At 46.7% G+C, this 26,940-nt stretch carries 22 protein-coding genes; 12 read left to right on the top strand and 10 right to left on the bottom strand.

Annotated elements, in window-relative coordinates; genetic code table 11:
* Positions 1 to 16: 16 nt before the first annotated feature.
* The 3 genes from A6E01_RS01520 to A6E01_RS01510 all read left to right on the top strand — a co-directional run bounded on the left by A6E01_RS01520 (position 17) and on the right by A6E01_RS01510 (position 4,481).
* Complete coding sequence (locus tag A6E01_RS01520; protein WP_017031370.1) at positions 17 to 985, top strand: TAXI family TRAP transporter solute-binding subunit; 969 nt, start codon at positions 17 to 19, stop codon at positions 983 to 985.
* Positions 986 to 1,397: 412 nt separating this feature from the next.
* A complete protein-coding gene (locus A6E01_RS01515; RefSeq protein WP_065209433.1) occupies positions 1,398 to 3,971 on the top strand; it encodes a TRAP transporter permease in 2,574 nt (857 codons plus the stop codon).
* A gap of 72 nt (positions 3,972 to 4,043) precedes the next feature.
* Positions 4,044 to 4,481, top strand: coding sequence for a universal stress protein (locus tag A6E01_RS01510; protein WP_017029054.1), 438 nt, complete (start codon positions 4,044 to 4,046; stop codon positions 4,479 to 4,481).
* Between the two features lie 82 nt (positions 4,482 to 4,563).
* Here the strand turns inward: A6E01_RS01510 and A6E01_RS01505 are convergent, their stop codons facing one another.
* Genes A6E01_RS01505 through rapA form a run of 3 tightly spaced genes read right to left on the bottom strand, consistent with a single transcriptional unit; the run spans position 4,564 to position 9,201 of the window.
* A complete protein-coding gene (locus A6E01_RS01505; protein WP_065209432.1) occupies positions 4,564 to 5,532 on the bottom strand; it encodes a D-2-hydroxyacid dehydrogenase in 969 nt (322 codons plus the stop codon).
* Positions 5,533 to 5,541: 9 nt separating this feature from the next.
* Positions 5,542 to 6,279, bottom strand: a complete 738-nt coding sequence (rluA, locus tag A6E01_RS01500; RefSeq protein WP_065209431.1) for a bifunctional tRNA pseudouridine(32) synthase/23S rRNA pseudouridine(746) synthase RluA — start codon at positions 6,277 to 6,279, stop codon at positions 5,542 to 5,544.
* Between the two features lie 15 nt (positions 6,280 to 6,294).
* Complete coding sequence (gene rapA, locus A6E01_RS01495) at positions 6,295 to 9,201, bottom strand: RNA polymerase-associated protein RapA (protein WP_065209430.1); 2,907 nt, start codon at positions 9,199 to 9,201, stop codon at positions 6,295 to 6,297.
* Positions 9,202 to 9,499: 298 nt separating this feature from the next.
* Here rapA and A6E01_RS01490 point away from each other — a divergent pair, with 298 nt between their 5' ends.
* Positions 9,500 to 10,876 (top strand): PhoH family protein, encoded by a 1,377-nt coding sequence (locus A6E01_RS01490; protein WP_065209429.1) that lies wholly within the window; start codon positions 9,500 to 9,502, stop codon positions 10,874 to 10,876.
* A 76-nt stretch (positions 10,877 to 10,952) separates the two neighbouring features.
* Here the strand turns inward: A6E01_RS01490 and A6E01_RS01485 are convergent, their stop codons facing one another.
* On the bottom strand, positions 10,953 to 11,582 hold the full coding sequence (locus A6E01_RS01485) for a flavin prenyltransferase UbiX (protein WP_017029059.1): 630 nt from the start codon (positions 11,580 to 11,582) through the stop codon (positions 10,953 to 10,955).
* The gene (gene mpl / locus A6E01_RS01480; RefSeq protein WP_065209428.1) at positions 11,582 to 12,937 is read right to left on the bottom strand and encodes a UDP-N-acetylmuramate:L-alanyl-gamma-D-glutamyl-meso-diaminopimelate ligase; all 1,356 of its coding nucleotides are present in this window, start codon (positions 12,935 to 12,937) and stop codon (positions 11,582 to 11,584) included. The genes A6E01_RS01485 and mpl overlap by 1 nt, the downstream gene beginning before the upstream one ends.
* A 218-nt stretch (positions 12,938 to 13,155) precedes the next feature.
* Here mpl and fbp point away from each other — a divergent pair, with 218 nt between their 5' ends.
* Positions 13,156 to 14,172, top strand: coding sequence for a class 1 fructose-bisphosphatase (gene fbp / locus A6E01_RS01475; RefSeq protein WP_017242779.1), 1,017 nt, complete (start codon positions 13,156 to 13,158; stop codon positions 14,170 to 14,172).
* On the opposite strand, the gene A6E01_RS01470 is transcribed toward fbp, so the two are convergent.
* The 4 genes from A6E01_RS01470 to tamA are packed head-to-tail and all read right to left on the bottom strand — an operon-like array spanning position 14,169 to position 20,652.
* Positions 14,169 to 14,690: a lipocalin family protein gene (locus A6E01_RS01470; protein WP_017031376.1), complete on the bottom strand. Its 522-nt coding sequence runs from the start codon at positions 14,688 to 14,690 to the stop codon at positions 14,169 to 14,171. The two genes, fbp and A6E01_RS01470, sit on opposite strands and share 4 nt — an antisense overlap.
* A gap of 38 nt (positions 14,691 to 14,728) precedes the next feature.
* Complete coding sequence (locus A6E01_RS01465; RefSeq protein WP_017029063.1) at positions 14,729 to 15,073, bottom strand: gamma-glutamylcyclotransferase family protein; 345 nt, start codon at positions 15,071 to 15,073, stop codon at positions 14,729 to 14,731.
* Between the two features lie 15 nt (positions 15,074 to 15,088).
* Positions 15,089 to 18,928, bottom strand: coding sequence for an autotransporter assembly complex protein TamB (tamB, locus tag A6E01_RS01460; RefSeq protein WP_065209427.1), 3,840 nt, complete (start codon positions 18,926 to 18,928; stop codon positions 15,089 to 15,091).
* A complete protein-coding gene (tamA, locus tag A6E01_RS01455) occupies positions 18,928 to 20,652 on the bottom strand; it encodes an autotransporter assembly complex protein TamA (RefSeq protein ID WP_065209426.1) in 1,725 nt (574 codons plus the stop codon). Before tamA ends, tamB begins: the two co-directional genes overlap by 1 nt.
* A 140-nt stretch (positions 20,653 to 20,792) precedes the next feature.
* On the opposite strand from tamA, the gene msrA reads away from it, so the two are divergent.
* From msrA to A6E01_RS01425, 6 genes are all read left to right on the top strand, one after another.
* Positions 20,793 to 21,428, top strand: coding sequence for a peptide-methionine (S)-S-oxide reductase MsrA (gene msrA / locus A6E01_RS01450; protein ID WP_065209425.1), 636 nt, complete (start codon positions 20,793 to 20,795; stop codon positions 21,426 to 21,428).
* Between the two features lie 74 nt (positions 21,429 to 21,502).
* Positions 21,503 to 22,054, top strand: coding sequence for a YtfJ family protein (locus tag A6E01_RS01445; RefSeq protein ID WP_065209424.1), 552 nt, complete (start codon positions 21,503 to 21,505; stop codon positions 22,052 to 22,054).
* Positions 22,055 to 22,200: 146 nt separating this feature from the next.
* The gene (gene zrgA, locus A6E01_RS01440) at positions 22,201 to 22,854 is read left to right on the top strand and encodes a zinc uptake protein ZrgA (protein WP_065209423.1); all 654 of its coding nucleotides are present in this window, start codon (positions 22,201 to 22,203) and stop codon (positions 22,852 to 22,854) included.
* Positions 22,855 to 22,925: 71 nt separating this feature from the next.
* Positions 22,926 to 23,642 (top strand): ABC transporter ATP-binding protein, encoded by a 717-nt coding sequence (locus A6E01_RS01435; RefSeq protein ID WP_065209422.1) that lies wholly within the window; start codon positions 22,926 to 22,928, stop codon positions 23,640 to 23,642.
* On the top strand, positions 23,642 to 24,901 hold the full coding sequence (locus tag A6E01_RS01430; RefSeq protein WP_065209421.1) for an ABC transporter permease: 1,260 nt from the start codon (positions 23,642 to 23,644) through the stop codon (positions 24,899 to 24,901). The genes A6E01_RS01435 and A6E01_RS01430 overlap by 1 nt, the downstream gene beginning before the upstream one ends.
* Before the next feature lie 10 nt (positions 24,902 to 24,911).
* Positions 24,912 to 25,406 carry a DUF3299 domain-containing protein gene (locus A6E01_RS01425; protein WP_065209420.1) on the top strand — a complete coding sequence of 165 codons (495 nt, stop codon included), beginning with the start codon at positions 24,912 to 24,914 and terminating at the stop codon, positions 25,404 to 25,406.
* 51 nt (positions 25,407 to 25,457) lie between these two features.
* Here A6E01_RS01425 and cobA read toward each other — a convergent pair whose 3' ends face one another.
* Entirely contained in the window at positions 25,458 to 26,294 is an 837-nt protein-coding gene (gene cobA, locus A6E01_RS01420) for a uroporphyrinogen-III C-methyltransferase (protein ID WP_065209419.1), read from the bottom strand.
* Between the two features lie 189 nt (positions 26,295 to 26,483).
* Between cobA and A6E01_RS01415 the strand changes: the two genes are divergently transcribed.
* Complete coding sequence (locus A6E01_RS01415) at positions 26,484 to 26,936, top strand: GNAT family N-acetyltransferase (RefSeq protein WP_017029073.1); 453 nt, start codon at positions 26,484 to 26,486, stop codon at positions 26,934 to 26,936.
* Positions 26,937 to 26,940: the final 4 nt, after the last annotated feature.

The following is a 26,940-nucleotide window of genomic DNA, read 5'->3' as shown; positions in this document are numbered from 1 at the left end:
ATAAGGAAGAAACATCATGGCATTTAAGAAAGCGATTAAGCTTGGTGCGATTGCTGCAGCAGTTATGGCCGCAGGCGTAGTTTCAGCGCAAGAGTTCATTACTATCGGTACTGGTTCAGTAACGGGTGTTTACTACCCTACTGGTGGTGCAATCTGTAAGCTTGTTAACAAAGACCGTAATGACCACAATGTACGCTGTTCAGTGGAGTCTACTGGCGGTTCTATCTACAACGTAAACACTATGCGTTCTGGCGAATTAGACTTTGGTATCGTTCAGTCAGACTGGCAATACCACGGCTACAACGGAACCAGCAAATTCTCTGACCAAGGTCCTTACAAAAAGCTTCGCGCTGTATTCTCTCTTCATACAGAACCTTTTAACATCATTGCACGCGAAGACTCTGGTATTAATAACGTTTCTGATCTAGCAGGCAAGCGTGTCAACATTGGTAACCCTGGTTCTGGTGACCGCGCGACAATGGGCGTAGTCATGGACGCTATGGGCTGGACTAACGACAGCTTCAAACTTGCTTCTGAACTAAAAGGCTCTGAGCGTTCTCAAGCGCTTTGTGATAACAAGATTGATGCCTTCATCTACATGGTTGGTCACCCAAATGGATCAATCAAAGAAGCAACAACCTCTTGTAACGCGAAGCTAGTTCCAGCAACGGGTCCAGGGATCGATAAGATCGTCGCTGATAACCCTTACTATGCATTTAGCACAGTACCTGCTGGCATGTACCGTGGTACAGACCAAGACGTTAACAGCTTCGGTGTAGCGGCAACTATGGTAACGACTTCTGACGTTTCAGACGAAGTCGCTTACACAGTCGCTAAAGCAGTATTTGAAAACTTTGACACCTTCAAACGTCTGCACCCTGCATTCTCAAATCTTAAGAAAGAGAACATGGTGAAAGACGGCCTATCTATTCCTCTTCACCCTGGTGCAGAGAAGTACTACAAAGAAGTAGGCCTTATCAAGTAACCAAATAAGATAAGGAGGCTAAAGCCTCCTTACTTTTGTTTGGTGAAAATAGGGGGTAGCACAGCATCCCCTTACGTTTACTAGCCAATCTCCCATTCTTGACTGGGGCTTTCTGTTTGCCTCCATTTGGCAACCCCCTCTCTTTATATTGCAATTTATTGGCTAGTATTTGGGCTTGGTCTAAGGTTATTGATACCAATCACACTGAGTAAGTGTTCAGAAATAGCGCAGGAAAAATGCTCGAGAACAAGGCAGAATTTTTCGATAAGTAGTTATTCTACAATCAAAAATACTAATGCAGTTATCGAGTATTTTAACCAGCTAGAATCACCAGTTACTTAGTACGATTGGTATAAGTACCTAAAGGTGCGCGCCTAACCAACCCTCGCGTCAACAGAATTAGGACACACTAATGACACATTCAACGACTCCCTCTCAAGAGGCACAAGAGATCGTCGCACAAGCGGATACTGGGGCAAGAAACCCTTCGGGTATTCCAGGGCGAATCCTATGGTTTGTGCCGCTATGCTGGTCACTGTTTCAGCTTTGGTACGCTTCACCACTGCCATTCATTTTCAATTTCGCTATCCTCAACGATACCGAAGCTCGTTCTATCCATCTCACTTTTGCCATATTCCTTGCCTTTACCGCCTATCCAGCCTTAAAGGGCTCACCGCGAGATAGAATTCCTGCCGTTGATTGGGTCTTGGCATTGCTGGGCAGTTTGGCTGCCGGCTACATTTATCTCTTTTATACCCAATTAGCAGGGCGCTCTGGTGCACCAACCACGATGGATATTGTGGCTTCGGTGATCGGCATGGTTCTGCTTCTAGAGGCAACTCGTCGCGCGCTGGGTCCACCGCTAATGGTCGTTGCTGCTTTATTCCTTACCTACACCTTTGCTGGCCCACACATGCCAGATGTCATTGCACACAAAGGCGCAAGCTTGAATAAGGCTATGTCTCACTTGTGGCTGACTACTGAGGGTGTATTCGGTGTTGCTCTGGGGGTTTCGACCTCATTTGTATTCTTGTTTGTACTGTTTGGCGCCATGTTAGAAAGAGCTGGTGCCGGTGCTTACTTTATTAAGGTCGCTTTCTCACTACTCGGTCATATGCGTGGAGGCCCCGCTAAAGCTGCGGTTGTTGCCTCTGGTCTATCTGGCTTAGTATCAGGCTCATCCATCGCCAACGTAGTGACTACTGGTACCTTTACCATCCCACTGATGAAGCGCGTTGGTTTCCCTGGCACTAAAGCGGGTGCCGTAGAGGTTGCAGCCTCCACCAATGGCCAGCTAACCCCTCCTATCATGGGTGCTGCTGCATTCTTGATGGTTGAGTATGTCGGTATATCCTATGTAGAGGTGATTAAAGCCGCTCTATTACCTGCGCTCATCTCTTATGTTGCCCTTATCTATATTGTGCACTTAGAGGCCTGTAAGGCGGGCATGGAAGGCTTACCTCGTCGCCATACGCCAACCAAACTGCAAAGCCTACTCTCTTTCACTGGCACCATTCTGGGTCTGTGCGTAATTAGTGCAGCGGTATACTACGGCATTGGCTGGACCAAAGACGTATTTGGCGCAGCCGCGACTCCAATTGTGACTGTGGCTTTGCTCATCGCTTATGTTGGGCTTGTGCGTATTTCCTCCCAGTATCAGGACCATGCCGAGATGGATCCAGATCTAACAGAGATCCCAGATGTAGGCCCTACCGTCAAATCTGGTCTGCACTTTTTGCTACCTATAGTGGTGTTGGTTTGGTGTTTGACTGTAGAGCGTTTCTCACCGGGTCTATCTGCTTTCTGGGCTACGGTATTCATGGTCTTCATTCTAATTACCCAGCGTCCATTAATGGCTTTATTTAATAAAGATAATGAGATCGCTAAAGCCGTTAAGATCGGTTTTCATGACCTGCTAGAAGCTCTGGTTTCAGGTGCGCGTAACATGATAGGCATCGGTGTCGCGACAGCAGCGGCTGGTACTGTAGTTGGCGTAGTAACGCTTACTGGCATTGGCTTGGTGATGACGGACTTTGTCGAGTTCATCTCCGGCGGTAGCGTCATCATGATGTTACTGTTTACTGCGGTTATCAGTCTTATCTTAGGTATGGGACTGCCGACCACAGCCAACTATATTGTTGTGTCGACCTTGATGGCTCCGGTTATTGTCACCTTAGGTGCCGCGCACGGGCTGATCATCCCTCTGATTGCTGTACACCTGTTTGTGTTCTATTTCGGTATCCTTGCCGATGATACACCGCCAGTAGGCTTGGCGGCTTTTGCTGCCGCGGCAATTGCAAAGTCCGACCCTATTCGTACGGGTATCCAAGGCTTTACCTATGACATACGTACGGCCATTCTGCCGTTCATGTTTGTCTTCAATACTCAGCTTCTGATGATGGGAATAGACAGTTGGTGGCACCTGATGCTGACCATACTCTCTGCGACCGCCGCAATGTTGCTATTTTCTGCTGCAACGCAAGGTTGGTGGTTAACTCGCAATAAGTGGTGGGAAACCATTGCCCTGCTAGTACTGACCTTTACCTTCTTCCGTCCAGGCTTTTGGTGGGATCAAATTTACCCTGCTCAATTGGAAGTCCCTGCGACTGAAATCTCCACCGTTGTTGAGCAAATGCCAATAGGCAAGGCTCTGCAAATGGTTGTAGAGGGTGAAAACCTCGAAGGCAAGTTCATCAGCAAAACGGTTCGATTGCCGTTTGATGACAATGCCAGCACCGCAGAGGACCGCATTTCTTCAATGGGATTAATGCTTTCTCAAAATGATGATAACGTGATTGTGGATATGGTCGAATTCGGTAGCCCTGCAGAAGCTGCAGGCATAGATTTTGACTGGGAAATCAAACACATCATTCAAAAAGCAGAGCGACCAATGAAGGAGTGGGTATTCCTTCCTGCATTGATTCTAGTGTTATTAATGGCACTAAATCAAAAACGACGTCGAGCTAGAGAGTCTATCAACGCATAGTTTGATTTCGCTCAATGCCCCATGGTCTACACTATGGGGCAATAGCACGACAAAAATTCAAGAGCATTTCCCATGTACAAACAGATCTTAGTCCCCGTTGACCTGAACGAAAAAGGCTTCAGTGATAAAGCCTTAAAGGCAGCCGTTTGGCATGCCAAGCAAAGCAATGCACAGCTGCATCTTCTGAACGTATTACCAGGGATTCATATGTCCATGGTGGCAACCTACTTCCCTAAGGATGCCGTACAAGATATGAAGAAAGATGTGGAAGCTCAGCTTCGAAACTTCGCAGATAACTTTGTAGACCCTGAATTGGTTTATCAAGTTCATATCGCTGAAGGTAAGCCCTACGCTACCATTATCGATTATGCCGAAAAGCTAGGCGCAGACTTAATCGTCATGCCAAGCCACAAGCGCTCACGAATCGATAATGTTGTTTTGGGTTCAGTGGCGAGTAAGGTGGTACATAACTCTCCAGTAAACGTACTCGTGATTAAGCCGCAAGGCTAAACTGTATTTAGATGAAAAACGGTCACCTCTTTAGGTGACCGTTTTTATTTGTACTCTTCATTTTGTGCTAAATACTTTTGTACTAAACAACTCTGTTTGAGTGCTTTCCTGCCATGAAGTCATCAATGTTATTGAGAAGAATATCCACAAGACTTTGCAATGCAGAATCGCTCCCCCACGCTACATGCGGGGTAAGTAATAGGTTAGGCAGTGACATATTGGCAAGCAAGGGATTGGAGGTATCAGCTGGCTCTTGGGTAAACACATCAAATCCCGCCCCCGCTATATCACCCGATTTAAGCGCTCCGACTAAATGGGCTTCGTTCACTAAACCGCCTCTACCCGTGTTGATCAGAACCGAGGTCGGCTTCATTAAAGCTAACTCATCTCGTGCAATCAAATCCGTTGTACTCTGGGTAAGCGGACAGTGCAAGGTGACTATATCTGCCTGCTGCAGAGCCTCTTCAAAGCTCACATAGTCCTCTCTCACCTGCGACACACCCTTACGCTCGGCAAAGATAGGCTTCATGCCCACAGCGCTTGCTAGGGTAGCGACCGCTTGCCCCAAGCTACCACTGCCAATAATCGTTATCGTTGCCCCTGCTACGTCAGTAATAGGATGCGTGAAGAAACAAAACTGTTTGTCTTTTTGCCACACACCTTTTTCTATATCTTGATGATAAGCGAACAGATTGCGCTTGAGAGCAAAGATCATCCCAATCACATGCTCAGGTACAGAGCGTGTGGCATACCCTTGGATATTGCACACTGCTATGTGATTCTGGGCGCAGTAATCCAAATCAACATTGTTGGTCCCCGTGGCAGAGACTGCTATCAACTTGATGCTAGGGAACTGCTTAAGTATTTCGCCATTAAGCGCGACCTTATTGCTGATGACAATCTCAGCGCCAACTAATCGTTCTTCTAGTTCATCAAGCGAGGTGTAATCATACTCCACCCATTGATGGGGAAAGCTTAATTCACGAAAGTGAACATGTGCAGGAATGGTCGCCTTATCTAAGAAGACAACCTTAGGTAACGATTGTGGCATGCGTAATCCTTAATGCTTTGGCAAGGTTTTATAGTCTGGTAACTCAGGCTCTGCAGAGTAGAGTTTCAATACTAAAGGTTCTGCCTCAGGATAAAAGTCGCATGGCACAAACATACTGACTAATTTGCCATCTTTAGGGTGATAAAAGCTCAGTTCCGTTGAATGTAGCTGCAAGCGTTCAGAATAGGCCCTCGCCTCCCCTTCAGAATAGAATTCATCGCCAACAATGGAGTGCCCCATTTCACTCATGTGCACACGCAGTTGGTGTGATCGTCCAGTAATAGGCAACAGACGCACAATACAGGTTTTTTCTTCCTGCACTACCTTTTGATAATCCGTTCTTGAGGGCTTGCCATCGTGGGTGCATACCTTCTGTCTTGGTCTGTTTGGCCAATCACAGATCAGAGGGAGATCGACGATCCCCTCTTTTTCTTCAAGCTCACCCCACACACGCGCGTAATACACCTTGTGCGTTAAGCGGTATTGAAACTGCTTTTTAAGGTGACGCTCGGCCTCTTTGTTGAGGGCAAATAACATCAAACCGGAAGTGGCCATGTCCAAGCGATGCACCACTTGGATCTCAGGGTACTCCTCGACAAGACGACTCCATAAACTATCGTAGTGGCGCTCTTCCCTACCAGGAACAGACAACAAGCCAGCAGGTTTATTGGCCACCAAGATGTGCTCATCTTGATAAATGATATCTATCCACGGGTCTACTGGAGGATGGTACTCAGTCATGGCCATGTTTTCACTCCAGTATTAGTTATGGGAAACAACGATCAAGCGTAAGGAATCCAATTGAATCTGCGCTTGAGAAATAAAGCCATCGAGCTCGCTAATTTGCTCTTCGATTGCCGATACTTCCTCGTCTCGAATGTTAGGGTTAACCGCTTTAAGGGCAAGTAGACGTTCTAGCTCAGCACTGAGGCTAGCTTGCATTTCAGCCTTAGCTTGCTGCTTAACCTGCTCATGCTTTGGCAGTACTTTCTCATCACCCATAGCAATCAAGGCCTGAACCTGCGATTGAACAGAGGTAACCAACTTACTCGCCATATGACGGTTAATTGGGCTCAACTGACGATTAAAGCTACCAAACTCAACCTGTTCGGAGAGATCGTTGCCTTTACCGTCTAGCATCAAGCGAATTGGCGTTTGCGGTAAGAAGCGAGAAATACCACTGCGTTTAGGCGCCTGTGCATCAACCAGATACACCAACTCTAAAAGCATAGTACCTACTGGCAAGGCTTTGTTTTTTAATAAAGAAACCGCTGACGCTCCCACCCCTTCACTCAGCAGTAAATCAATACCGCCTTGAATCATTGGGTGTTCCCAAGACATGAAGTTCATATCTTCACGGGAAAGCGCCGTATCACGATCAAAGGTGATGGTGGCGCCATCGTATGGAAGACCAGGGTAACTCGGCACTAGCATGTGCTCAGAAGGCGTTACGACCAACGCATTCTCTCCCTTATCGTCTTGGTTTAGGCCAATACAATCGAATAGACTAAGGGCAAAGCTAACGAACTGGGTATCGTTGTCTTTAGAGGCAATTTCATGAACCAAGTCTTGCGCTCGATCACCGCCATTAGAGTGCATCTCTAACAGTCGGTCACGGCCTTGCTCTAGGTCTTGTTTAAGCTGCTGATTAATCTTTGCCGATTGAGCAATCACATCGGGAAGCGCTGAGCTATCACCGGTTGCGATCATCTCAGTCAACTCATAGGAGAACTTCTCATACACTGTGCGACCCGTTGGGCAGGTTTCAGCAAAGGCGTTAAGACCTTCATTGTACCAATGCGCCAGTACGCCCTGAGAGCTTCCCTCTAAGTAAGGAACGAATACATCAATATCAGAATTCTGGCCAATACGATCCAAGCGACCAATACGCTGCTCTAGCAAGTCTGGGTTAAATGGCAGATCAAACATCACTAGCTGATTAGCAAACTGGAAGTTACGACCCTCTGAGCCTATTTCTGAACAGATCAGTACTTGCGCGCCGCCCTCTTCTTGCGCAAAGTAAGCGGCCGCTTTATCACGCTCTATGATCGACATACCTTCATGGAACACCGTAGCTCGAATGCCTTCACGCTCACGCAGTGCTTGTTCAAGCTGCAATGCTGTCGTGGCTCTTGAGGCAATAACCAGTACCTTTTCAGAGCGCTTTTCTTTCACCTTCTCGATCAGCCAATCTACTCGGCTATCAAATTGCCACCACGACCCGGTATCTCCCAGTTCTTGGAAAACCTCTTCAGGGTAAAGCATGATGCCTGCTTGTTTTTCAATTGGCAGGTCAACATTGAACATCTTTGACACTTTAATGGCGCGAGCGTATTGCTCTGGCAAAGGCATAGGCAGCAGGTGTACTCGGCGCTCAGGGAAGCCCTTGATCGCAGCACGAGTATTTCGGAACAATACGCGTCCCGTACCATGGCGATCCATCAAGTTATCAATCAACTCTTGTCTTGCTGATGCCTGCTGTTCAGGGTGCTGGTCATCGGATATGGCCTTAAACATTGGCTCTACGTCTTGCTCGGATAGCAGCTCTGTGATCTGATTCTTAGCATCATTAGCTAGCGCTTGACCGGATAGCAACTGGCTTACAGCCTCAGCCACAGGAGCGTAGTTTTCTTCTTCACTAACAAAGGCTTGGTAATCATAGAAACGATCTGGATCTAATAGGCGTAACCTCGCAAAGTGGCTTTCACGACCTAGTTGTTCAGGCGTTGCGGTTAACAGCAACACAGCAGGAATTTTGGATGCTAGCGATTCAACAGCCATATACTCAGGGCTTGGCGCCTCAAGACTCCACTCAAGGTGATGAGCCTCATCGACTACCAATAAGTCCCACTCGGCTTCTAACGCCTGTTGATGACGCTTAGGGCTGCTCTTAAGGAAGTCCAGCGAGCAAAGCACCAATTGCTGCGTATCAAATGGATTATGGGCTTCTGCATAGGCCTCAACACAGCGCTCTTCATCAAACACCGAGAAGTGCAAATTGAAGCGACGCATCATTTCCACCAGCCATTGGTGTGTTAGGGTTTCAGGCACCACGATAAGAATTCGTTCCGCGCGACCCGCCAGCACTTGTTGGTGGATGATCATGCCGGCTTCAATGGTCTTACCTAGACCTACCTCATCGGCCAGTAAAACACGCGGTGCGTATCGACGACCAACTTCTTGAGCAATGAACAGCTGATGAGGAATCAAACCCGCACGCATACCTGTCAACCCTCGAAGTGGGCTTCTATGCTGCTGGTATTGGTTGTTCAAAGCCTGATAACGCAATACAAAATTGTCCATGCGGTCAATTTGTCCGGTAAACAGCTTATCTTGTGGCTTGTTGAAACGGATCTGGTGACTTAAGAAAATCTCACGAAGCTCCACGCCTTGCTCACCGGTATCTTCACGCGTACCTACGTAGCAAAGCACCTCTTTTTCTTCAATGACCTGATCGACGTTCAGTGACCAGCCTTCATGCGCTTCGATGGTGTCGCCAACAGCAAAGGTGACACGAGTAATCGGGGCATCACTGATAGCGTACAGTCGCTCTTCTTCTGAGGCGGCAAACATCAAGGTTACCGTTCGTGCATCAATGGCAACTATCGTTCCAAGACCTAAATCACTCTCTGTATCACTAATCCAACGTTGACCAATCGCAAATGCCATTCAGCTAAAACCCTTTTGTATAATTGACTCTAACAATAGTAGAAGAAAACCGAGCAAAACTGGCTAAGTTTCCTATCAGAAAAAGGGCGACATGATAGTACATCGATGCATGCTGGGCACGTAAAACCTTAATTTCGCTGGATATAAATTATGCAATCAAACTGTCAAACAAATGAAACCAAACTACACTCAAAATAGAAGAGGTTTTAACTGTCTAACTGAGCTCTCTTCATCAGTCTACAAACTGGGTTTTGAGATCGCTTGGATACACAACGTCAGATAAGCAAAGGAGACGCTTATGGGTGATAGCGAACGCAAGATTTTCGTACTCGACACCAACATCCTACTTCACGAACCACACGCCATTTATTCCTTTCAAGAACACGACGTCGTCATTCCCATGACGGTTTTAGAAGAACTAGACCGAATCAAAGACAGCAAACGAGATGTTGCTCGTGATGCGCGTGTTGCGATTCGTACCTTAGAGGATCTGTTCCGCGAAGCAACGCCAGACCAAATATCCGAAGGTATCCGTTTTAATAATGAATCAAAATCTACAGGCACACTTTCCATACTGGCTGATTTTGAACTGCAAGAAACGGTAAAGGCCTTTGCGGATAAGGCTGGGGATAATCGAATACTCAATGCCGTTATCTACCTACAAAACAAACGCTCACCACGTGATGTCGTGCTCGTCACCAAAGACATCAATATGCGGCTACGCGCCAAGGGAGCCGGTGTCCGCCACGTAGAGGACTACCGCACCGACCAGCTCATTGACGATGTGCAGTACTTAACTAAGGGATTTGTAGAATACGAGGGAACATTTTGGGACAAGATAAACGAAGTTAACTCCATTGCTCTAGCCGGAAAAACCCATCACTTAATCAACCAATCCAGTATCGAACAACCCTACATCAACCAGTACATTCTAGATTCTGACAGTAACTTTGCTGCACGTGTCACTGAGATGGATTCAGAGTCAGTCACTCTAAAAGACCTAAGCCGAGACAAGATGATGAGTCGTCGTGCCTGGGATATTAAACCAAAGAATATCTATCAAGGAATGGCGCTCGATGCCCTTATGGACCCTGATATCGACTTGGTGATATTAACCGGTGCAGCAGGCAGTGGTAAAACCCTGCTCGCCATGGCAGCCGCTCTAGAGCAATCCGTTGAACATAATATGTTTGATAAGATCATCGTGACTCGTAATACGCCAGAGATTGGCGAGTCTATCGGTTTTTTACCCGGCAACGAGGAAGAAAAAATGTTGCCTTGGCTTGCTGCGGTCACCGATACCCTAGAAGCGCTACACAAGAATGACCACTGCACGGAGGGGTCACTGCGTTACATCTGTGAGAAGGCTAACATTCAGTTTAAATCCATCAACTTTATGCGCGGACGCTCCATCCAAAACGCTTTTGTTTTACTCGATGAGTGCCAAAACCTTACCGCTTCGCAGATCAAGACCATTATTACTCGCTGTGGTGAAGGTACCAAGATTGTCTGCTCTGGCAACCTTGCACAGATAGACTCCCCTTATTTAACCCCTGTAACTTCAGGCCTTACTTATATGGTGGAGCGCTTCAAAAATTTTGAAGGCTCAGCAAACATTCACCTCAACGGTGTAGTGCGCAGTCGATTAGCCGAATTTGCCGAGGAGAACCTGTAGTTCAAACCCAACCTACATTGATAAAGGTTAGAAATGACAACGCCAGCAATATGCTGGCGTTGCTGTTTTGAAGTAATTACTGGCGTCTATCGTAGCCCCAAGGCTGCACCAAGTCTTGATTGACACCGATATGGTCGAGCACTCGCGCCACCATAAAATTAACCAGATCTTCAATGGACTGCGGCTGATGATAGAACCCTGGAGCGGCAGGCATAATAGTCGCCCCCATCTTCGACAGCTTAAGCATATTCTCTAAGTGTAGGGTGGAAAATGGCGTCTCACGCACCACTAGAATTAACTGACCACGCTCTTTAAGCACCACGTCTGCAGCGCGCTCAATAAGATTGTCAGAGATACCATGAGCTATGGAGGCAAGGCTTCCTGCAGAACAAGGGCACACAATCATCTGCTTAGGCGCGGCTGAGCCTGATGCCACTGGAGAGAACCAGTCTTCTTTACCACACACCACCAGCTTAGAGTCATCACACCCCAAATGCGCCACCAATGCCGCTTTGATGGCATCAGGACCACTAGGAAGCTTAAGGTTATGTTCAGTGGCTAACACCACGCGGGCCGCAGAAGAGACAAGAAAGAAGACCTTATAATCCGCTTCTAGCAGTTTCTTGAGCAATGCTAAGCCGTAAGGAGCCCCAGAGGCTCCCGTCATGGCCAGTGTGATGCTTTTTTGTTGTTGGCTACGCTGCATTAATGTTCCGCTACCTGTAGTGCTTGTAGAAGCTTAGTATGGATTCCCTCAAAGCCACCATTGCTCATCACCAATATATGATCGCCTGGCTTAGTCTCTTCCACTAAAGATTTGACAATATCATCCACTGAGTTGGACGCTTGTGCTGGCTGAGAGCACTGCTGTGCAATATCCTCCACTGACCATTCGATGCTGTCAGGCTGATAAAGGAATACCTTGTCAGCCAAGCCTAGGGAAGCCGCAAGAGTATCTTTGTGAACGCCCATCTTCATGGTGCTCGACCTTGGCTCTAGTACCGCAAAGATTCGTTGCTCTCCGACTTTATTACGCAAACCATCTAAAGTGAGTTCAACCGCTGTTGGGTGATGGGCAAAATCATCGTAAACGGTGATACCATTGACTTCCCCTTTCAACTCTAAGCGGCGCTTGGTATTAATAAATCGCCCCAAAGACTCGCAAGCCAAGTCAGGAACAACGCCCACGTGTCTCGCCGCCGCTATTGCCATCAAGGCGTTATTTACATTGTGGTCGCCTACTAGGTTCCACTTCACCTCACCCATTTTCTGTTGCTTCAAATACACCTCAAAGTGACTGCCGTCTGCTTTTCGTTTTTTCACTTGCCACTCTTTGCCGGAGAATTCGGTTTCACTCCAGCATCCGCGCGTCAATACATCACTCAAGGCTTCATCGTCAGCAGGAGATAAAATTCGTCCGTTACTCGGAACGGTTCTGACTAGATGATGAAACTGGCGCTTGATGGCTTCTAGGTCATCAAAGATATCTGCGTGGTCAAACTCGAGGTTATTCATCACTAGAGTTCTAGGGTGGTAATGAACAAACTTAGAACGCTTGTCAAAGAAGGCGCTGTCGTATTCGTCCGCCTCTACAACAAAAAACATGCTGCCGCCTAAGCGAGCCGATTGATCGAAGTTACCCAGCACACCGCCTACAAGAAATCCTGGCTCATAGCCACAATCTTCCAGTATCCAAGCCAGCATGCTTGAAGTAGTCGTTTTACCATGAGTGCCCGCCACAGCCAGCACCCAACGATCGTGTAAAAGGAACTCTTGTAACCACTGCGGGCCTGAGGTGTATTTAAGATTGTTGTCCAACACATATTCAACGCAAGGATTACCGCGACTCATTGCATTACCAATCACTACGAGATCTGGACGAGGCTCCAGTTGATCAGGGTCGTAGCCTTGGATGATTTCAACCCCTTCCGACTCAAGCAATGTGCTCATTGGAGGATAAACATTCGCATCACTACCCGTCACTTTGTGACCAAGTTGCTTTGCTAGTACCGCAGCGCCACCCATAAAGGTGCCGCAAATTCCGAGTATATGAATATGCATAAAGTTTCCATTTGCTTTGAGAGGTGGCTCTATCCCAAGGTGAGTCAATAAGCCTTATAATTGATTCTAACCAGATTCTGGACACTAACCCATAGCATTGCGAGTGATGAAAGTCAGAAAACTGTGAAATAGATCAGTTACTTCGCGTGTCGTAATATGTTTTGTCCTGTATATTTGGCTAAAAAAAGAACTTGTCATACAAATAAACGGAACCCCCCATGTCCAATTTAAGAACGTTAGGTGAATTTATCATAGAGAAGCAGCATGATTTCCCCCATGCTAGCGGTGAGCTCTCGTCTCTTTTGTCGTCGATTAATCTGGCGGCAAAAATCGTACACCGTGAAATCAACAAGGCTGGCCTTGTCGATATTACGGGTGCAGCCGGTGAAGAAAATATCCAAGGTGAAGCACAACAAAAACTTGATGTGTTAGCAAACGATACCTTCAAAGCCGCACTAGAAAATCGTGACCAAGTTTGTGGTATTGCGAGTGAAGAAGAAGACGTAGTAGTTTGCTTCGACAAAGAAGTAAACAAACAAGCGAAATACGTTGTATTGATGGACCCACTAGATGGCTCTAGCAACATCGACGTAAACGTATCTGTTGGTACTATCTTCTCTATTTACCGTCGCTTGTCGCCAATTGGCGGCCTAGCAGAAGAGCGTGACTTCTTGCAGCCAGGTACAGAGCAAGTGGCTTCTGGTTACGTGATCTACGGTTCTTCAACCATGCTAGTTTATACTACGGGTAAAGGCGTTCACGGCTTCACTTACGATCCGTCTATCGGTTCTTTCTGCCTGTCTCACGAAGACATGCGTATTCCTAAGCAGGGCTTTATCTACTCTATCAACGAGGGTAACTACATTAACTTCCCTGCTGGTGTGAAGAAGTACATCAAATACTGCCAGGAAGAAGATGAAGTAGGTAAGCGTCCTTACACTTCTCGCTACATTGGTTCTTTGGTATCAGATTTCCACCGTAACCTGCTACTTGGCGGTATCTTCCTTTACCCTAGCACCCGTGCTTACCCAACGGGCAAGCTACGCCTTCTTTATGAGTGCAACCCAATTGCTTTCCTAGCGGAACAAGCGGGCGGTGAAGCGACAGATGGCGAAGGCCGTATCATGGAGATCAAACCAGAAGAACTGCACCAACGTGTTCCATTCTTTGCTGGTTCAACCGAGATGATTGAAACCTTACACGGTTTCCTGCGCGATAACCCAGAACAGTACTAATCCACAGTCTGTTCGACCCAGATTAGTTCGCTAGTATCAAAGCCAAGCTCTTTTGCTTGGCTTTTAAATTTCTGCTTTATGTCATCACTGATTTGCGGTGTTCTCGAGAGTAGCCAAAGGTAGGAATGATTAGGCCCTGAGACAAAGGCATAATCATAGTTCTGCTTTTCTAGTTCAAACACGATGTAGGAGCCGTAAAAAGGCCCAAAGAAGGAAACCTTCAAGTATCCTAAGTCTTCAGACTCAACAAAATAGGCCTTACCCTCAGCACTGTTCCACTCTTTATCTTCCGTGGAATAACCACTGTTAAGCACCTTAACGCCGCCATCTTCGCGCATCGTATATTCTGCTGATACTTGATTCATGCCCCGCTCAAAGGAGTGGTCAAGACGCGCGATCTCATACCACTTACCAAGATACCTTTCTAACTCAAAGTTGTTTACCGGAGTAATCTGATCCGGTTTACCCACACAGCCCCATAGCATCACGCAACTCAACGCCGTTAACATCCATTTCATACATACATCCTTGTTTAATATGACCAAAGCCTATTGGCCTAGTTACGTAAATTCCAGTCTCCTGACTCTATCGCTTTGCCTGATTCAGTTCCTTGGTAAAGGTAGATCCATGCTTCACCGAAGGGAGTGTCGATGGTTTCTCTTCTGTACTCAATAGGCACATCTTCAAAAATATCTAGCTTCACTAGTACTTCATCGCTGATCCTATAGACCTCTCCTGTAATCACCTCGTGTCCCTCAACAATGCCCGGAAGCGTGCTGAAGTCGTAAAGAGCGTACTGTGGTGGAGTCTCAAACAAGCCTAGAAACTCGCTTCCTTGCAGAAGGTAATGATTCGCTTCATCTTGTCTCAAGGTTCCATAAACAAAAACTAAATGCTGCATACCTTCACCCTATGTTTAATCGAATTCAAACTGATACAACAAATCTACGGCGCTGTCTGTGCCTGACATCACTTCTAAATACAGGTCTTTCATCAATCGATAGCGGAATGTGAACTCACCAACGGGTTCAAAAATACCCACACCGTATTTGACCTGTAAGCCAGGGAGAATGTAGCCACTTACCGTGACCTGAGAATCATCTCCGGTACCCGCTGTATCTAGTTGCAGATCGCTTACGCCAAAGGCTTCGCCGATCTCACCGACGACACGTCCACTTCGAGCCAAACTCAAACCGATAAGCGCTGTCGTCATGGCGTTACCGCCAGAGTCGCTGTCTATATCCTGCCCTCGCAAAATATACGATAAGGCATTCGCTTGAGGCATCGAGGGCTCTGAGAACACATCGATGCTCGGTTCATCAGCGGGGCCTGTAACTTGGATACCCGCGATAACATCATCTTCAGTATTGTCTGGGTTTCGAATCGCCTTTATCGACAGATATGGCTGGTCTGCTGGCCCATTAAACTGAACCTTACCTTCATCAATAATTAAGTCTTGACCAAAGGAGCGATATTTACCATCGACAATGTTTACCTCTCCAAGAATGAACGGCGCCTCATTCTTTTGAGATACATTGATCTCACCAACAAGGCCGCCTTTCAAGCCGAAGGCGCTCAACAAGAAGTCGTTGCCAATAATGACCTTAATGTCCGTTTTAATCGCAAATGGGAAATCAGAGCTTTTCTCTAATGGTTTTAGGTCTTTGTCTAAAATAATCTCATCCGAAGACACCGAAATCGCTGACGGTGGAAGCTCTTCAACGGTGATTCTTCCCCAAGGTAGTCTCACTTCTCCTTTGACGTCAATGAGACCAGGAGAGACAGCGACATCAATATCAGGCTCAATTTTCGCCTTCACGACGGGAGGAACGTCCACCAGCAATTCATTGGCCGATATATTGTAATTAGCTCGCCAATTTTTCATGTCTTGCCAATCATTGTTACCCGTGATTAAGAGTTCGCCTTCTTCGGTGTTGATCTTGGCGTCAAAGTCTCCCTGATAACCGGAGAATTTTGCGATTACTTGACCTGAGGTCACATCAATTGGGCTGACATCACCGGTAGCGACAATATTCTCAATTCTAAAATCGCCAAAGATCTTGGGCTGTTCAACGGGGCCTTGTAATTGAATGTCAGAGTTAATATCCGCACCCACCTTACTGAATTCACCGAACAGAGGCTCTAGCATACCCAAAGTGATCTGCTGGAGTTGCAAGCGAGCATCTATCTGTTTGTTTTCCTTAGATACCTCATCTAAGTCGACGCGCCCTTTAATATCGCCGTTGTCGGTCAAATCAATTAACCACTCAGCCTTAAGGTCGTCTTTAACAAGGCTCGCCTTAAGGTCGGCTTTGTTCCATCCTACCGTCACAGGGCGATCTAGCTGTTGTGTGACACTCCCCTTAAGAAGGTCGACCTTAACCTCTACCTCAGGTAAAGCTGTTGGTGACCATTTTGCACGGGCATTGGCGTCAACCTTACCCACTAAGGTGACCTCTTTTGGCAGCAGTGATGCGACTTGGGAGAAATTGAAATTCTGAACACTAGCAAACACCTCGCCAGATTGGCCTGCTTGCACGTCCTTATCAAGACACAACTTAGAGTCGGCCTGCAGCCAACAGTGAGCTTCAACAAACGCCACTTGTGTGTCCACGTCATAGGAAAGCTTTGGACTACGGTCTAGCGTCCATTCGCCTTGTACCGTGGTCAAACTGGCATCTTGCAGTTCGCCCTTCCACTTGATACCAGGCTCGGTTTCTAGGCTACCGGATACGCTCACGCCACCCTTGACCATCTCGGAGTCGATGCTAAATGACGCTCGGTGCTGCTGTTGAGTGCCATTAAAGCTAAACTCACTGCGCGTTACTTTCTGCTCCAGATGCTGCAAGCCTTGCACAACCAAGTTGAGCTTTCCGCCCGGAGTCGGCAATGGCTCAACATCTCCTTTCAGGGTTATAGACTCAATCGTCAGCTGATCTTGCCAAGCAATCTTGTTCGCTGTGACATCAGCAATGACCTCAGGCGTAGCGAAGGGCCCTCGAAGTTCGATTAACCCAATGGCAGAGCCGTCTAAATCAGGCACTGTATGCTTTATTTCAGGAATATCGAGTTTGGTATCCAGATTCCAGTTCTGATCAAGGCCCCCTGAAATACGAATATTGTTCTGCCCATGTGCCACAAGCAAGCCAGGTGTATCAAATCGATAGTCTCCCTTACCTGTCGCGTCTTTAGCGTCAAGTACACCATTAATATTGAGTGGGTAATCACGGAATATGCCGTCAATATCAAGCTCTGAAAGCTCAACCTCCCAACCGCCTTTCTCTGGCAATCGACCGGTTGTTGCCAAACTCCCGCTGATATCACCTTCAGCCTCCGGCCAATAACTCCCGGGTTGAATATGCTGTAATTGAAGATTGGCGGCCCAATTGATAGGGCTAGCCCAATTCGCCATCACACTGCCTTCAATAACGCCCTGCAGCGTTTTAACATCGATACTTTCTAGATCTATGTGCTCTAGGCTACCTTCCCCATCCACAGTAAGATCCACATCAGGAATCGTCTTGCCCTGCGCTGCACCCATTAAATCGAGGGTGTACTTATCTAAAATACCCTTAGCTTGTAGAGAGACGATTTGAGCATTGTAGTCGGCCTCGCCTTGCAACGGCCACTGCACTTGCGCTTGCCTTAAATCGATATCAAATGGAATGTCGGGATCTAGTGGCTCTAGTTTGGCATCGATATCTGCAACAATGAGCTTTCTCAACCCAGCACTTAGCGCTAAGTCAGCCACACTGCCCTCGGCATTCAATGACAATGTCTGACCTGCAAGCGTGGTTTGCTTTATCTTTGCATCGGTATTAATAGTCAGTGGGTAATCTTCTTTGAGTTCAACTTCGCCATCTAGATTTAAATCGACAAGTGGCATAGCCAATTCAAAGGTTTCAACGGTAACGTTATTCCCTTTGGCAGAACCAACCAAATGCGCTCGGTCTATTTCTACCTCTGGCGAGGTCATTTTAAAGTCGGTGACGGTAATATCTTCAATCTTGGCGCTAAGAGGGATCCATACCTCAGGTAAAACAATCTTTGACTTGGACGAATCAGCGCTGGCCTCTTGTACCACCTCTGGCTCACCTTCACTTGCAGCAAGTGTTAGTCGGCCGCCATCAAGGCGCGTCGGATTCAAGGTAAGGCTATCAAAGCGCATTTGCGCTCCAGTCTCAAATTCTCTCCATGCGATCTTATTACCCAAGATATCCAGATCGATTCTATTCAGATACAGGCGCTCAATCTTTACGCCCAGACCGAAAGGAAGAGAGACACTGGTAATGGGCTCACTTGGTTCCTGCTCTGCCACCTCTTCACTTGGCGCGATATCGGTGAGGGCAAAGGTGGCTCCCTCTATACCTAAGGTTTTAATGCACAACTCAACCTTAGGAATGCAGCGCAGCTGTATGTCTAGCGCAAGCTTTTCGGCCTGCAATGCGACAAACAGGTCAGGGTTGTTATATTCAATGCCATAAAGCTGGAAGTCGTTAAGTAGCGCGCCTTCTGTGTCCTCTACCTTTAATTCAGGGACAAACTTTTCTGCTGTCCAAATAATGCCATTAAGCCCTGGGTTAGTGAAAAGCAGTACCCATAACGTAATGATGACGAACAAAATCAGAGCGAGCATACCCAGCGATAGATGAGCAATCGCACGCAAGAAACGACGCCACAAGGAGCGTTTTTTCTTGGTAACAGGCGGAGCTTCCACTGTTGCTTGCTGTTCGTTATGTTGTGATTCTTGCGTCATTACAACTCAGGCCCCAAACCAAAGTGAAGCTGGAACTTATCTGTACCCTCTTCTACGTCCAAACCAAAGGCGAAATCAAGCCTTACTGGTCCCACCGGTGATGCCCACCTTATACCAAAACCCGTACCTATCTTTCCTTCAGGTGTTTCGTTCCATGCATCACCATAATCTACAAAGGTTGCCAGCCACCAATTTCCATACACTCGATATTGATACTCTAGACTAGTAGTCGCCATAAACTTAGCCCCCGTCAACTTACCTTCGCTATCTTTTGGCGATATCGACTCATACTCGTAGCCACGCAGGTTATTGTCACCACCGGCAAAGAAACGTAGCGAGGGCGGAATATCGGAAACCGATTCGGTAAAGTTAGCACCACCACCGATATAGAAGATACCGCGATGATTGCCACCATAACTGCGAATCCATGTGGTTCTTCCTTGCACTCGTAATACACGAGCTTCAGATAAAACGGCGGGATCGCCATACTCAAAGGAAATCGTCTGCTTATCACCCCAGGTAGGCATAGCCCCACCGCGTGAGCGTGTTTTGGAATAGGAAATCCCTGGCAATAGCATAGTAAAGCGGTCTTCCTGAATACCCTGGGTAAAATCTTCATTAAGAAGACGAATAAACACGGTGCGGTGCCAGCCACTCTCGAGCTGCCAGTGCCTCTCTAAACCTAAGCTCGACTCAAAGCTTTGCGTATCGTTGTTATCTAGGTATTTCATACCGTATTGAATTCGATAGTATTCGTGAAGCACATCTTCCAGTGGGATTTTATAACCAACGACAATTTCCTGTTCAGGCTTGGACAGTGAAAAACTGCTGGTAAAGCTATGACCTTGAGGGTTCAACCATGGACGTTTCCAGTTCAATGAGCCTCTGACTCCCACATCCGTTGAGTAACCAATACCCGTTTCCACTTGGTGGCGAGATTGCGGAGAGAGACGAATCGCCATCGGCAATTCTCTGTTTCCATTACCAACTTGGCTTAGATCTGGCTCTACGTACACAGAAGCGAACCATGAAGTGCTGGACAGATTTTGGTTGAGCTTTCCTATATCACTAGCAAGATAAGGGTCACCTTGCTCGAATGGGATCAGTGAGAAGACTCTGTCTCGCTCTATTTGTGAGCCTGACACGCTAGTAGGGCCGAAGGTGTAGCGAATACCACTTTCGTAATGCAGATGTATAAACGCCTGATTGAGATCTGGGGCAACCTCTAGGCGTGTAACGCTGAAGTCTCCCTCAAAATAGCCTCGCTTGAGCGCCAAGTTGCGCAGGCCGGACTTTAGATCGTCATAATCACCATGACTGAGCTGCGCACCTTTCTTAAGTTTGCTGGCCTTGATTAACGCCTCAAATGCCGGGTCATCTTCTGCTTCACCACTCAGTTGAATATCCAACTCTTCGATAATCACAGGATCGCCCAACTTAACATCGACATTAAGCTCTTGGTCTTCTTCGTTGACAGTAAAGGTGAGTTCAGGATGGTAATAGCCCAAAGCCCTGACCGCTTGAACTATGCTCTCTTCAATACGAGACTGAAAACGAAGGGATGTGGAATACTCTTGTTCAGGAATTGCAGACAGATATGCCTCAACGTTGTCTTCGGCCTTATCAGAAAGTCCATTAACGTTGAGAGTAGCCTCAGCTCGACCTAATTGGCTAAAAACCAAAAAAGCGAAAGCGATAAATATCCGTATTACGCGTTGATTCATTATGTAATTGTTACTGTACTTCCTGTAACGAAACAGAGGTGTGTAGCCAGAAAAATTCCCCAAGGGAGCGACTAAATAGTATAAAGGATTGATCCATGATAAAAAATTTAAAAAATCACTTACTTTCGCTAGGAGGCCACATGTTTGACAAACAAATCCTGATTTCAAAGGAAGATGCACTACCCGGTCGTGATAATCCCATCCTTGAGTCGGGGCAACACTTTGTAAACCACACAGATTTGACCATGCCACCAGCAAAAAGTTGCCAGCAAATATTACTCGGTTTGGGGTGTTTTTGGGGAGCGGAGCGTCTTTTCTGGAATATCCCTGGGGTTGTCTCTACATCCGTCGGTTATGCCGGTGGTTATACGCCCAATCCAACCTATGAAGAGGTCTGTTCTGGGCAAACGGGTCATACCGAAATTGTGCGTGTCATCTTCGACCCAAGTCAGGTTTCTTTAGCGACCATACTGCAAGTATTTTGGGAAAAGCACGACCCCACTCAAGGAATGCGTCAAGGTAATGACAGAGGCACTCAATATCGCTCTGCTATTTACACCTACAGCGATGAGCAAATGAATACAGCAAAAGAGTCGCAAACGGCCTATCAACAACTATTGGCTCAATCAGGTAAACCTTCTATTACCACAGAGATCGCACCGGCTGGCCCTTACTACCTTGCAGAGGAATACCACCAGCAATATTTAGCCAAAAATCCCAATGGTTATTGCGGAATTGGTGGTACGGGAGTTTGTTTCCCACCACAAAACGACTAGTGTTAAGTGTGAAATAATCTATTTAACATATACTTAAAGCCAACTATCGCGTGTAGCACAACAACGGAAGATATATGAAAGCAAAACACTTAATCGCAGTTCTGGGAATGACTCTACCTTTGTCTTCATGGGCACTGAATCTAACCACCGGAGAGAAAGCTCCAATGGTGAGCGTTGCTGGTCATGGGGAAGCGATGGTAAAAAATGATGATATAACATATCATCAATGGGATTCAGCAAGCATGGTGGGTAAGACGCGCGTAATACAAGCTATTGCCGGTCGCTCTGCAGCTAAGGCTTTAAATAAGCCAATGATAGATGCAATCGTCCAAGCCGACTTCCCACAGGATAAATACCAAACCACAACCATAGTCAATCAAGACGATGCCATTTGGGGTACTAGCTCATTTGTAAAGTCGAGTGCAGAGGACAGCAAAATTGAATTCCCGCACTCCTCAATCGTGTTAGATGAAAATGGCGCAGTGGCTAAAGCCTGGGATCTTGAACCAAAGACCTCGTTGATTGCGGTTCAAGATAACAACGGCAATATCCTTTGGGCTAAAGAGGGTGAGTTAACCGCTGAAGAGATACAACAAGTGATCACTTTAGTTAGGGAAAACCTATAAAACTCAAACTTTTTAGAAGCTTGACTGTCTGAGTTCTGTTAACTGGCTCCAACGCAATTGGTTGGGGTTAGAGATAGCAGAGAAATATGATTGAAAGATTTCGACGCTAGAATGCGTCGTTTCTACTTCTTTAGGTAATTAGAACAATGATAAAAGCTGTTAAGCCACTATTCACCCTAAGCGCTGTAACGCTAGCGGTAGCCTCCGTTTCAGTTCATGCTGAAGAAAACTTCCGTCAACATAGTGCTCACGTTCACGGCAGTGTTGAGTTTAACATTGCTCAAGATGGCCAAGACCTTCTTGTGGAGATTCTTGCTCCAGGTGCAGATGTAGTTGGATTTGAGCACGCACCAAACAACGATGAGCAGCGCCAAGCTCTGGAAAAAGCACTTACTCAACTCAATGCAGCTGACTCTATCTTAAAAATGAGCTCAGCAGCAGGCTGTGAGCTTTCCACTGCACAAGTCTCACATACACTCGGTGGTGATGACGATCATGACGGACACGATCATGGCGATCATGCGGATGAGCATGACCATGATGCTCACGGCCACGACGATCACGCAGATAAGCATGACCATGACGCCCACGGCCATGACGATCATGACCATAGTGGTGGCCACGGTGAATTCAACATTGCGTATCAGTACCAATGTAAAGATGTCAGCAAACTTACCGAGATTGATAGCGACTGGTTCAAGCTATTCAGTGGCACGCAGACGATTCGTGTTAACCTGCTAACCGACTCTGCACAGATTGCTACGGAACTCACCAAAGGCAACACTGTTATCAAGCTTTAATCAAAAAATGGCCGCTACTCAGGTAGTGGCCATCTCCTGTCACTTTTCAACAGATTGATATAGGAAACATAGTGACCGAACACTCTCAAATAGACACCGTTATCGAACTGCAAGATGTTCGCTTTTCATGGCCTGATAACCCAACGCCTACCCTAGATATACCGAAACTTTCGGTAAATAGAGGAGAGCATGTGTTTATCAAGGGTCCAAGTGGTTGCGGTAAATCGACACTGCTTAGCCTTCTGACAGGTATTGCCTCTTGTGAAAGTGGCTCTCTCAAAGTGTTGGACACTGAGTTATCTTCCCTATCTCAAACTCAAAGAGATAGATTCCGTGCCGATAACATTGGTTATATTTTCCAGCAATTTAACCTACTCCCTTATTTATCTGTGATTGATAATGTGGTGCTTCCTTGCCATTTTTCTAAGCAAAGGAAAAATGCTGTAGACGGAGATCTTAAGCAGCAGGGCCGCGAGCTGTTGTTGCGACTTCATCTAGCTGAAGAGCTATTGAATAAGCCTGTAGTTGAGTTGAGTATTGGACAGCAACAACGTGTCGCAGCGGCGCGCGCACTCATTGGCAAGCCACAGCTGATCATTGCCGATGAACCAACCTCTGCGCTCGATTATGCAAACCGAACCGCTTTTATCGAGCTACTTATGGAGCAGGCAGAGCAAGCTAACTCAACACTGGTTTTTGTTAGCCATGACCCAACGCTTGAAAAACTGTTCGATACGGGTATCAACTTGCAAGATATCAACCTAGTTAAAACCGGAGCCTTAAATTAATGAACGCGACCGCGCATTTAGCTTGGAAAAGCCTATCAAACCGAAAGACCACAGCCTTTCTCACCATTTTAACAGTGGCAATCTCCGTCATATTACTCCTTGGCGTAGAACGTATTCGTACCCAAGCTAAAAACAGCTTTGCTAACACTATCTCTGGCACTGACTTGATAGTGGGTGCTCGCTCAGGACAAGTAAACCTACTACTGTACTCCGTCTTTCGTATTGGTAATGCCACTAATAATATCGATTGGAAGAGCTATGAAGAATTCAGCAACAACCCTGCCGTAGACTGTGCTATCCCTATCTCACTTGGCGATTCCCACAAGGGCTTTAGGGTAATGGGCACCACCCAAGCCTATTTTGATCACTACAAATACGGCAAGAAACAGCACCTAGAGCTCAGTGCAGGTAAGCCATTCAATGGTCTTTTTGAAGCGACCATCGGAGCAGATGTTGCTAAGACTCTTGGCTACGAAGTAGGTACAGAGATCATCATCGCCCACGGCATCGCCGATGTTGGCTTTGCAAGGCACGACAACCTTCCATTCAAAGTGGTCGGCATATTAGCGCCGACAGGGACGCCTGTAGATAAAACGGTACATGTCTCGTTAGAGGCTATTGAAGCGATTCATGTGGGGTGGGAATCAGGCACGAACATGGGGGGTAACCCCGGAGCTGAAGTGCTAGAGAAGATTGATTTTCAGCCTAAAGAAATTACCGCCTTCATGCTGGGGTTAAAATCTAAGATACAAACCTTTACTCTGCAGCGACAAATTAACACGTACAACAAAGAGCCTCTGAGTGCGATACTCCCTGGCATTGCCTTACATGAACTTTGGGGCATGATGTCTGTTGCAGAGCAAGCCTTGCTCGCGGTATCTGGCTTTGTGGTTATCGCAGGTCTACTGGGTATGCTAAGTAGCTTGTTAACCAGCTTGCAAGAGCGACGTAGAGAAATGGCTATATTAAGAGCGATGGGCGCGCGACCTCGACATATCTTTGTCTTGCTAGTCAGTGAAGCTACAGCGCTAACTATGGCCGGTATTGCGACGGGTGTCGTAGGACTTTACGCTTTGTTATTAATACTACAACCCATCGTGCAGCAACTTTATGGTATAAGTATTGAGTTGAATATGCTGACCACCCATGAGTGGACATTGATTGGCCTAGTGCTAGGAGCCGGAGTCGTCATCGGATTTATTCCAGCATTTAGGGCATATCGTCAGTCACTTGCTGATGGCATGACAATTCGAATTTAAGAGAGAAGTTATGAGAAAAATAGCCCTATGGCTTGCTACTGCAGCGCTAGCAATGTTTAACATTGCAGCCCAGGCTGAACCACTTCAGCTGAACTGGATTGATCTGGTTCCTGAAAGTGAGCGCGCTCAATTTGATATTCAGGGAATGCCATCTGCCTCAAATCACGACGGGACTAATGCAGAAGCGCAATCTATGGTGGGTTCGGTGCGTACAGAGCTTGATGGTAGCCAAGTCAAGATTCCGGGATTTGTAATCCCACTAGAAGGTGATGCGAATCAGGTGACTGAGTTTCTGCTCGTTCCTTACTTTGGTGCTTGTATTCACGTGCCACCACCACCGCCAAACCAAATCATCTACGTGAAGTTCCCAAGTGGGGCTCCTGTACAAGAGTTATGGGACGTGGTGTATGTGGTTGGTGAATTAAAGGCGCAAACTATAGAACACGAATTGGCTCAAACGGGATACCTTCTTAATGGTGTCTCATTAGAGGCTTACGAGGATTAATTCTTCTAACCCATTTTAAGGGCCTGAGTCGTTACTACTCAGGCCTTTTTATTATACATAGGCCAACTCTTGGCTGTGCTCACAGTCTTTACTAAACCACTCCAATTTCTTCCCTAGAGCAACCACCTCTCCTACAACAATAAGCGCTGGCGATGCGGCCTGTGTAGACAGCTCACTTAACTCTGAAAGCTTGCCATAGATGACCCTCTGCGAAGACTGTGTACCACGCTCAATAATCGCGATAGGGGTATCTTCTGCCCTGCCATGTTGCTGAAGCTGCTTCTCAATAAAGCCCGATTTCATCAGCCCCATATAGATGACTAGGGTTTGATTCTTTCTCGCTAATGTAGACCAATCAACACTCGAATCCTCATCTTTGAGGTGGCCTGTGACGAAGAGAGCTGACTGCGCGTAATCTCTATGTGTAAGAGGGATGCCTGCATAAGCGGTGGCGCCAGAGGCGGCAGTAATGCCTGGCACCACTTGAAAACTCACACCATTATCGACCAAGATCTCAAGCTCCTCTGCACCTCGGCCAAAGACAAAGGGATCGCCGCCTTTAATCCTCACAACGCGATAGCCTTGTTTGGCAAAATCGACCAGTAGTTGATTGGTTTTATGTTGTGGAACACTGTGAGCGCCGGCTCGCTTACCCACACAAACAAGAATAGCGTCGCTAGAAACTAACGACATGATCTCATCTGATACGAGATAGTCATACAAGATAACTTCAGCCTGTCTCAGCATATTGAGCGCTTTGATAGTTAATAGTTCAGGATCACCAGGACCTGCTCCAACTAATGCAACTTCCCCTTTTCTAAGGGCGGTATAAGGCAATTTAGAGTCAATCGCCGAGCGCGGGGTAAGAGGAACAACTGTGTCGAGCATACTAACATCCTGTTAATGAGATTACGCTTGATTATGCAGCGTTCAATTTATAACTGGAAATTCTATATTTTTATCTGTTATTACTTAATTGACTTAAAAATAGACATAGCGACTCTATCTCAAATCGCTGATGAGTTGTGATAACCTATTGGGAATGGCCACACTTTTAGTAAATGGGTACTTACTTACATGATTGAATGGAAACTGCTTTCGTTTGACGAAATAGACAACCGACTTCTCTACCAAGTATTAAAGCTTCGTGTCGATGTCTTTGTTGTCGAGCAAGAGTGTGCTTACCCAGAGCTAGACAACAAAGACTTACTTGATGGGGTTAAGCATCTCATCGGTTTCATTGACGAGCGTGTGGTTGCTGGCGCTCGCCTCATACCTGCTGGATTATCTTACCCGGCAACTAGCATAGGTAGAGTGGTAGTTTGTCCATCAGTGAGAGAATTAAAACTGGGGCATAGCTTGATGGAGAAGGCGGTAGCAGAGTGTCTACACCTGTGGCCCAATCAAGCCATTGAGATTGGCGCTCAAGCGCATTTAGAGCAGTTTTATAAAAGACATGGTTTTGAGGCTTTTTCAGCCCCTTATCTTGAGGATGGTATACCGCATATAGATATGCGAAGAAAAGCGTAGTAAG

The organism is Vibrio breoganii (genome assembly GCF_001677275.1).
Classification (GTDB): domain Bacteria; phylum Pseudomonadota; class Gammaproteobacteria; order Enterobacterales; family Vibrionaceae; genus Vibrio; species Vibrio breoganii.
Note: the sequence above shows the minus strand (reverse complement) of the source record. Positions and strands in the feature narration are given on the sequence as shown.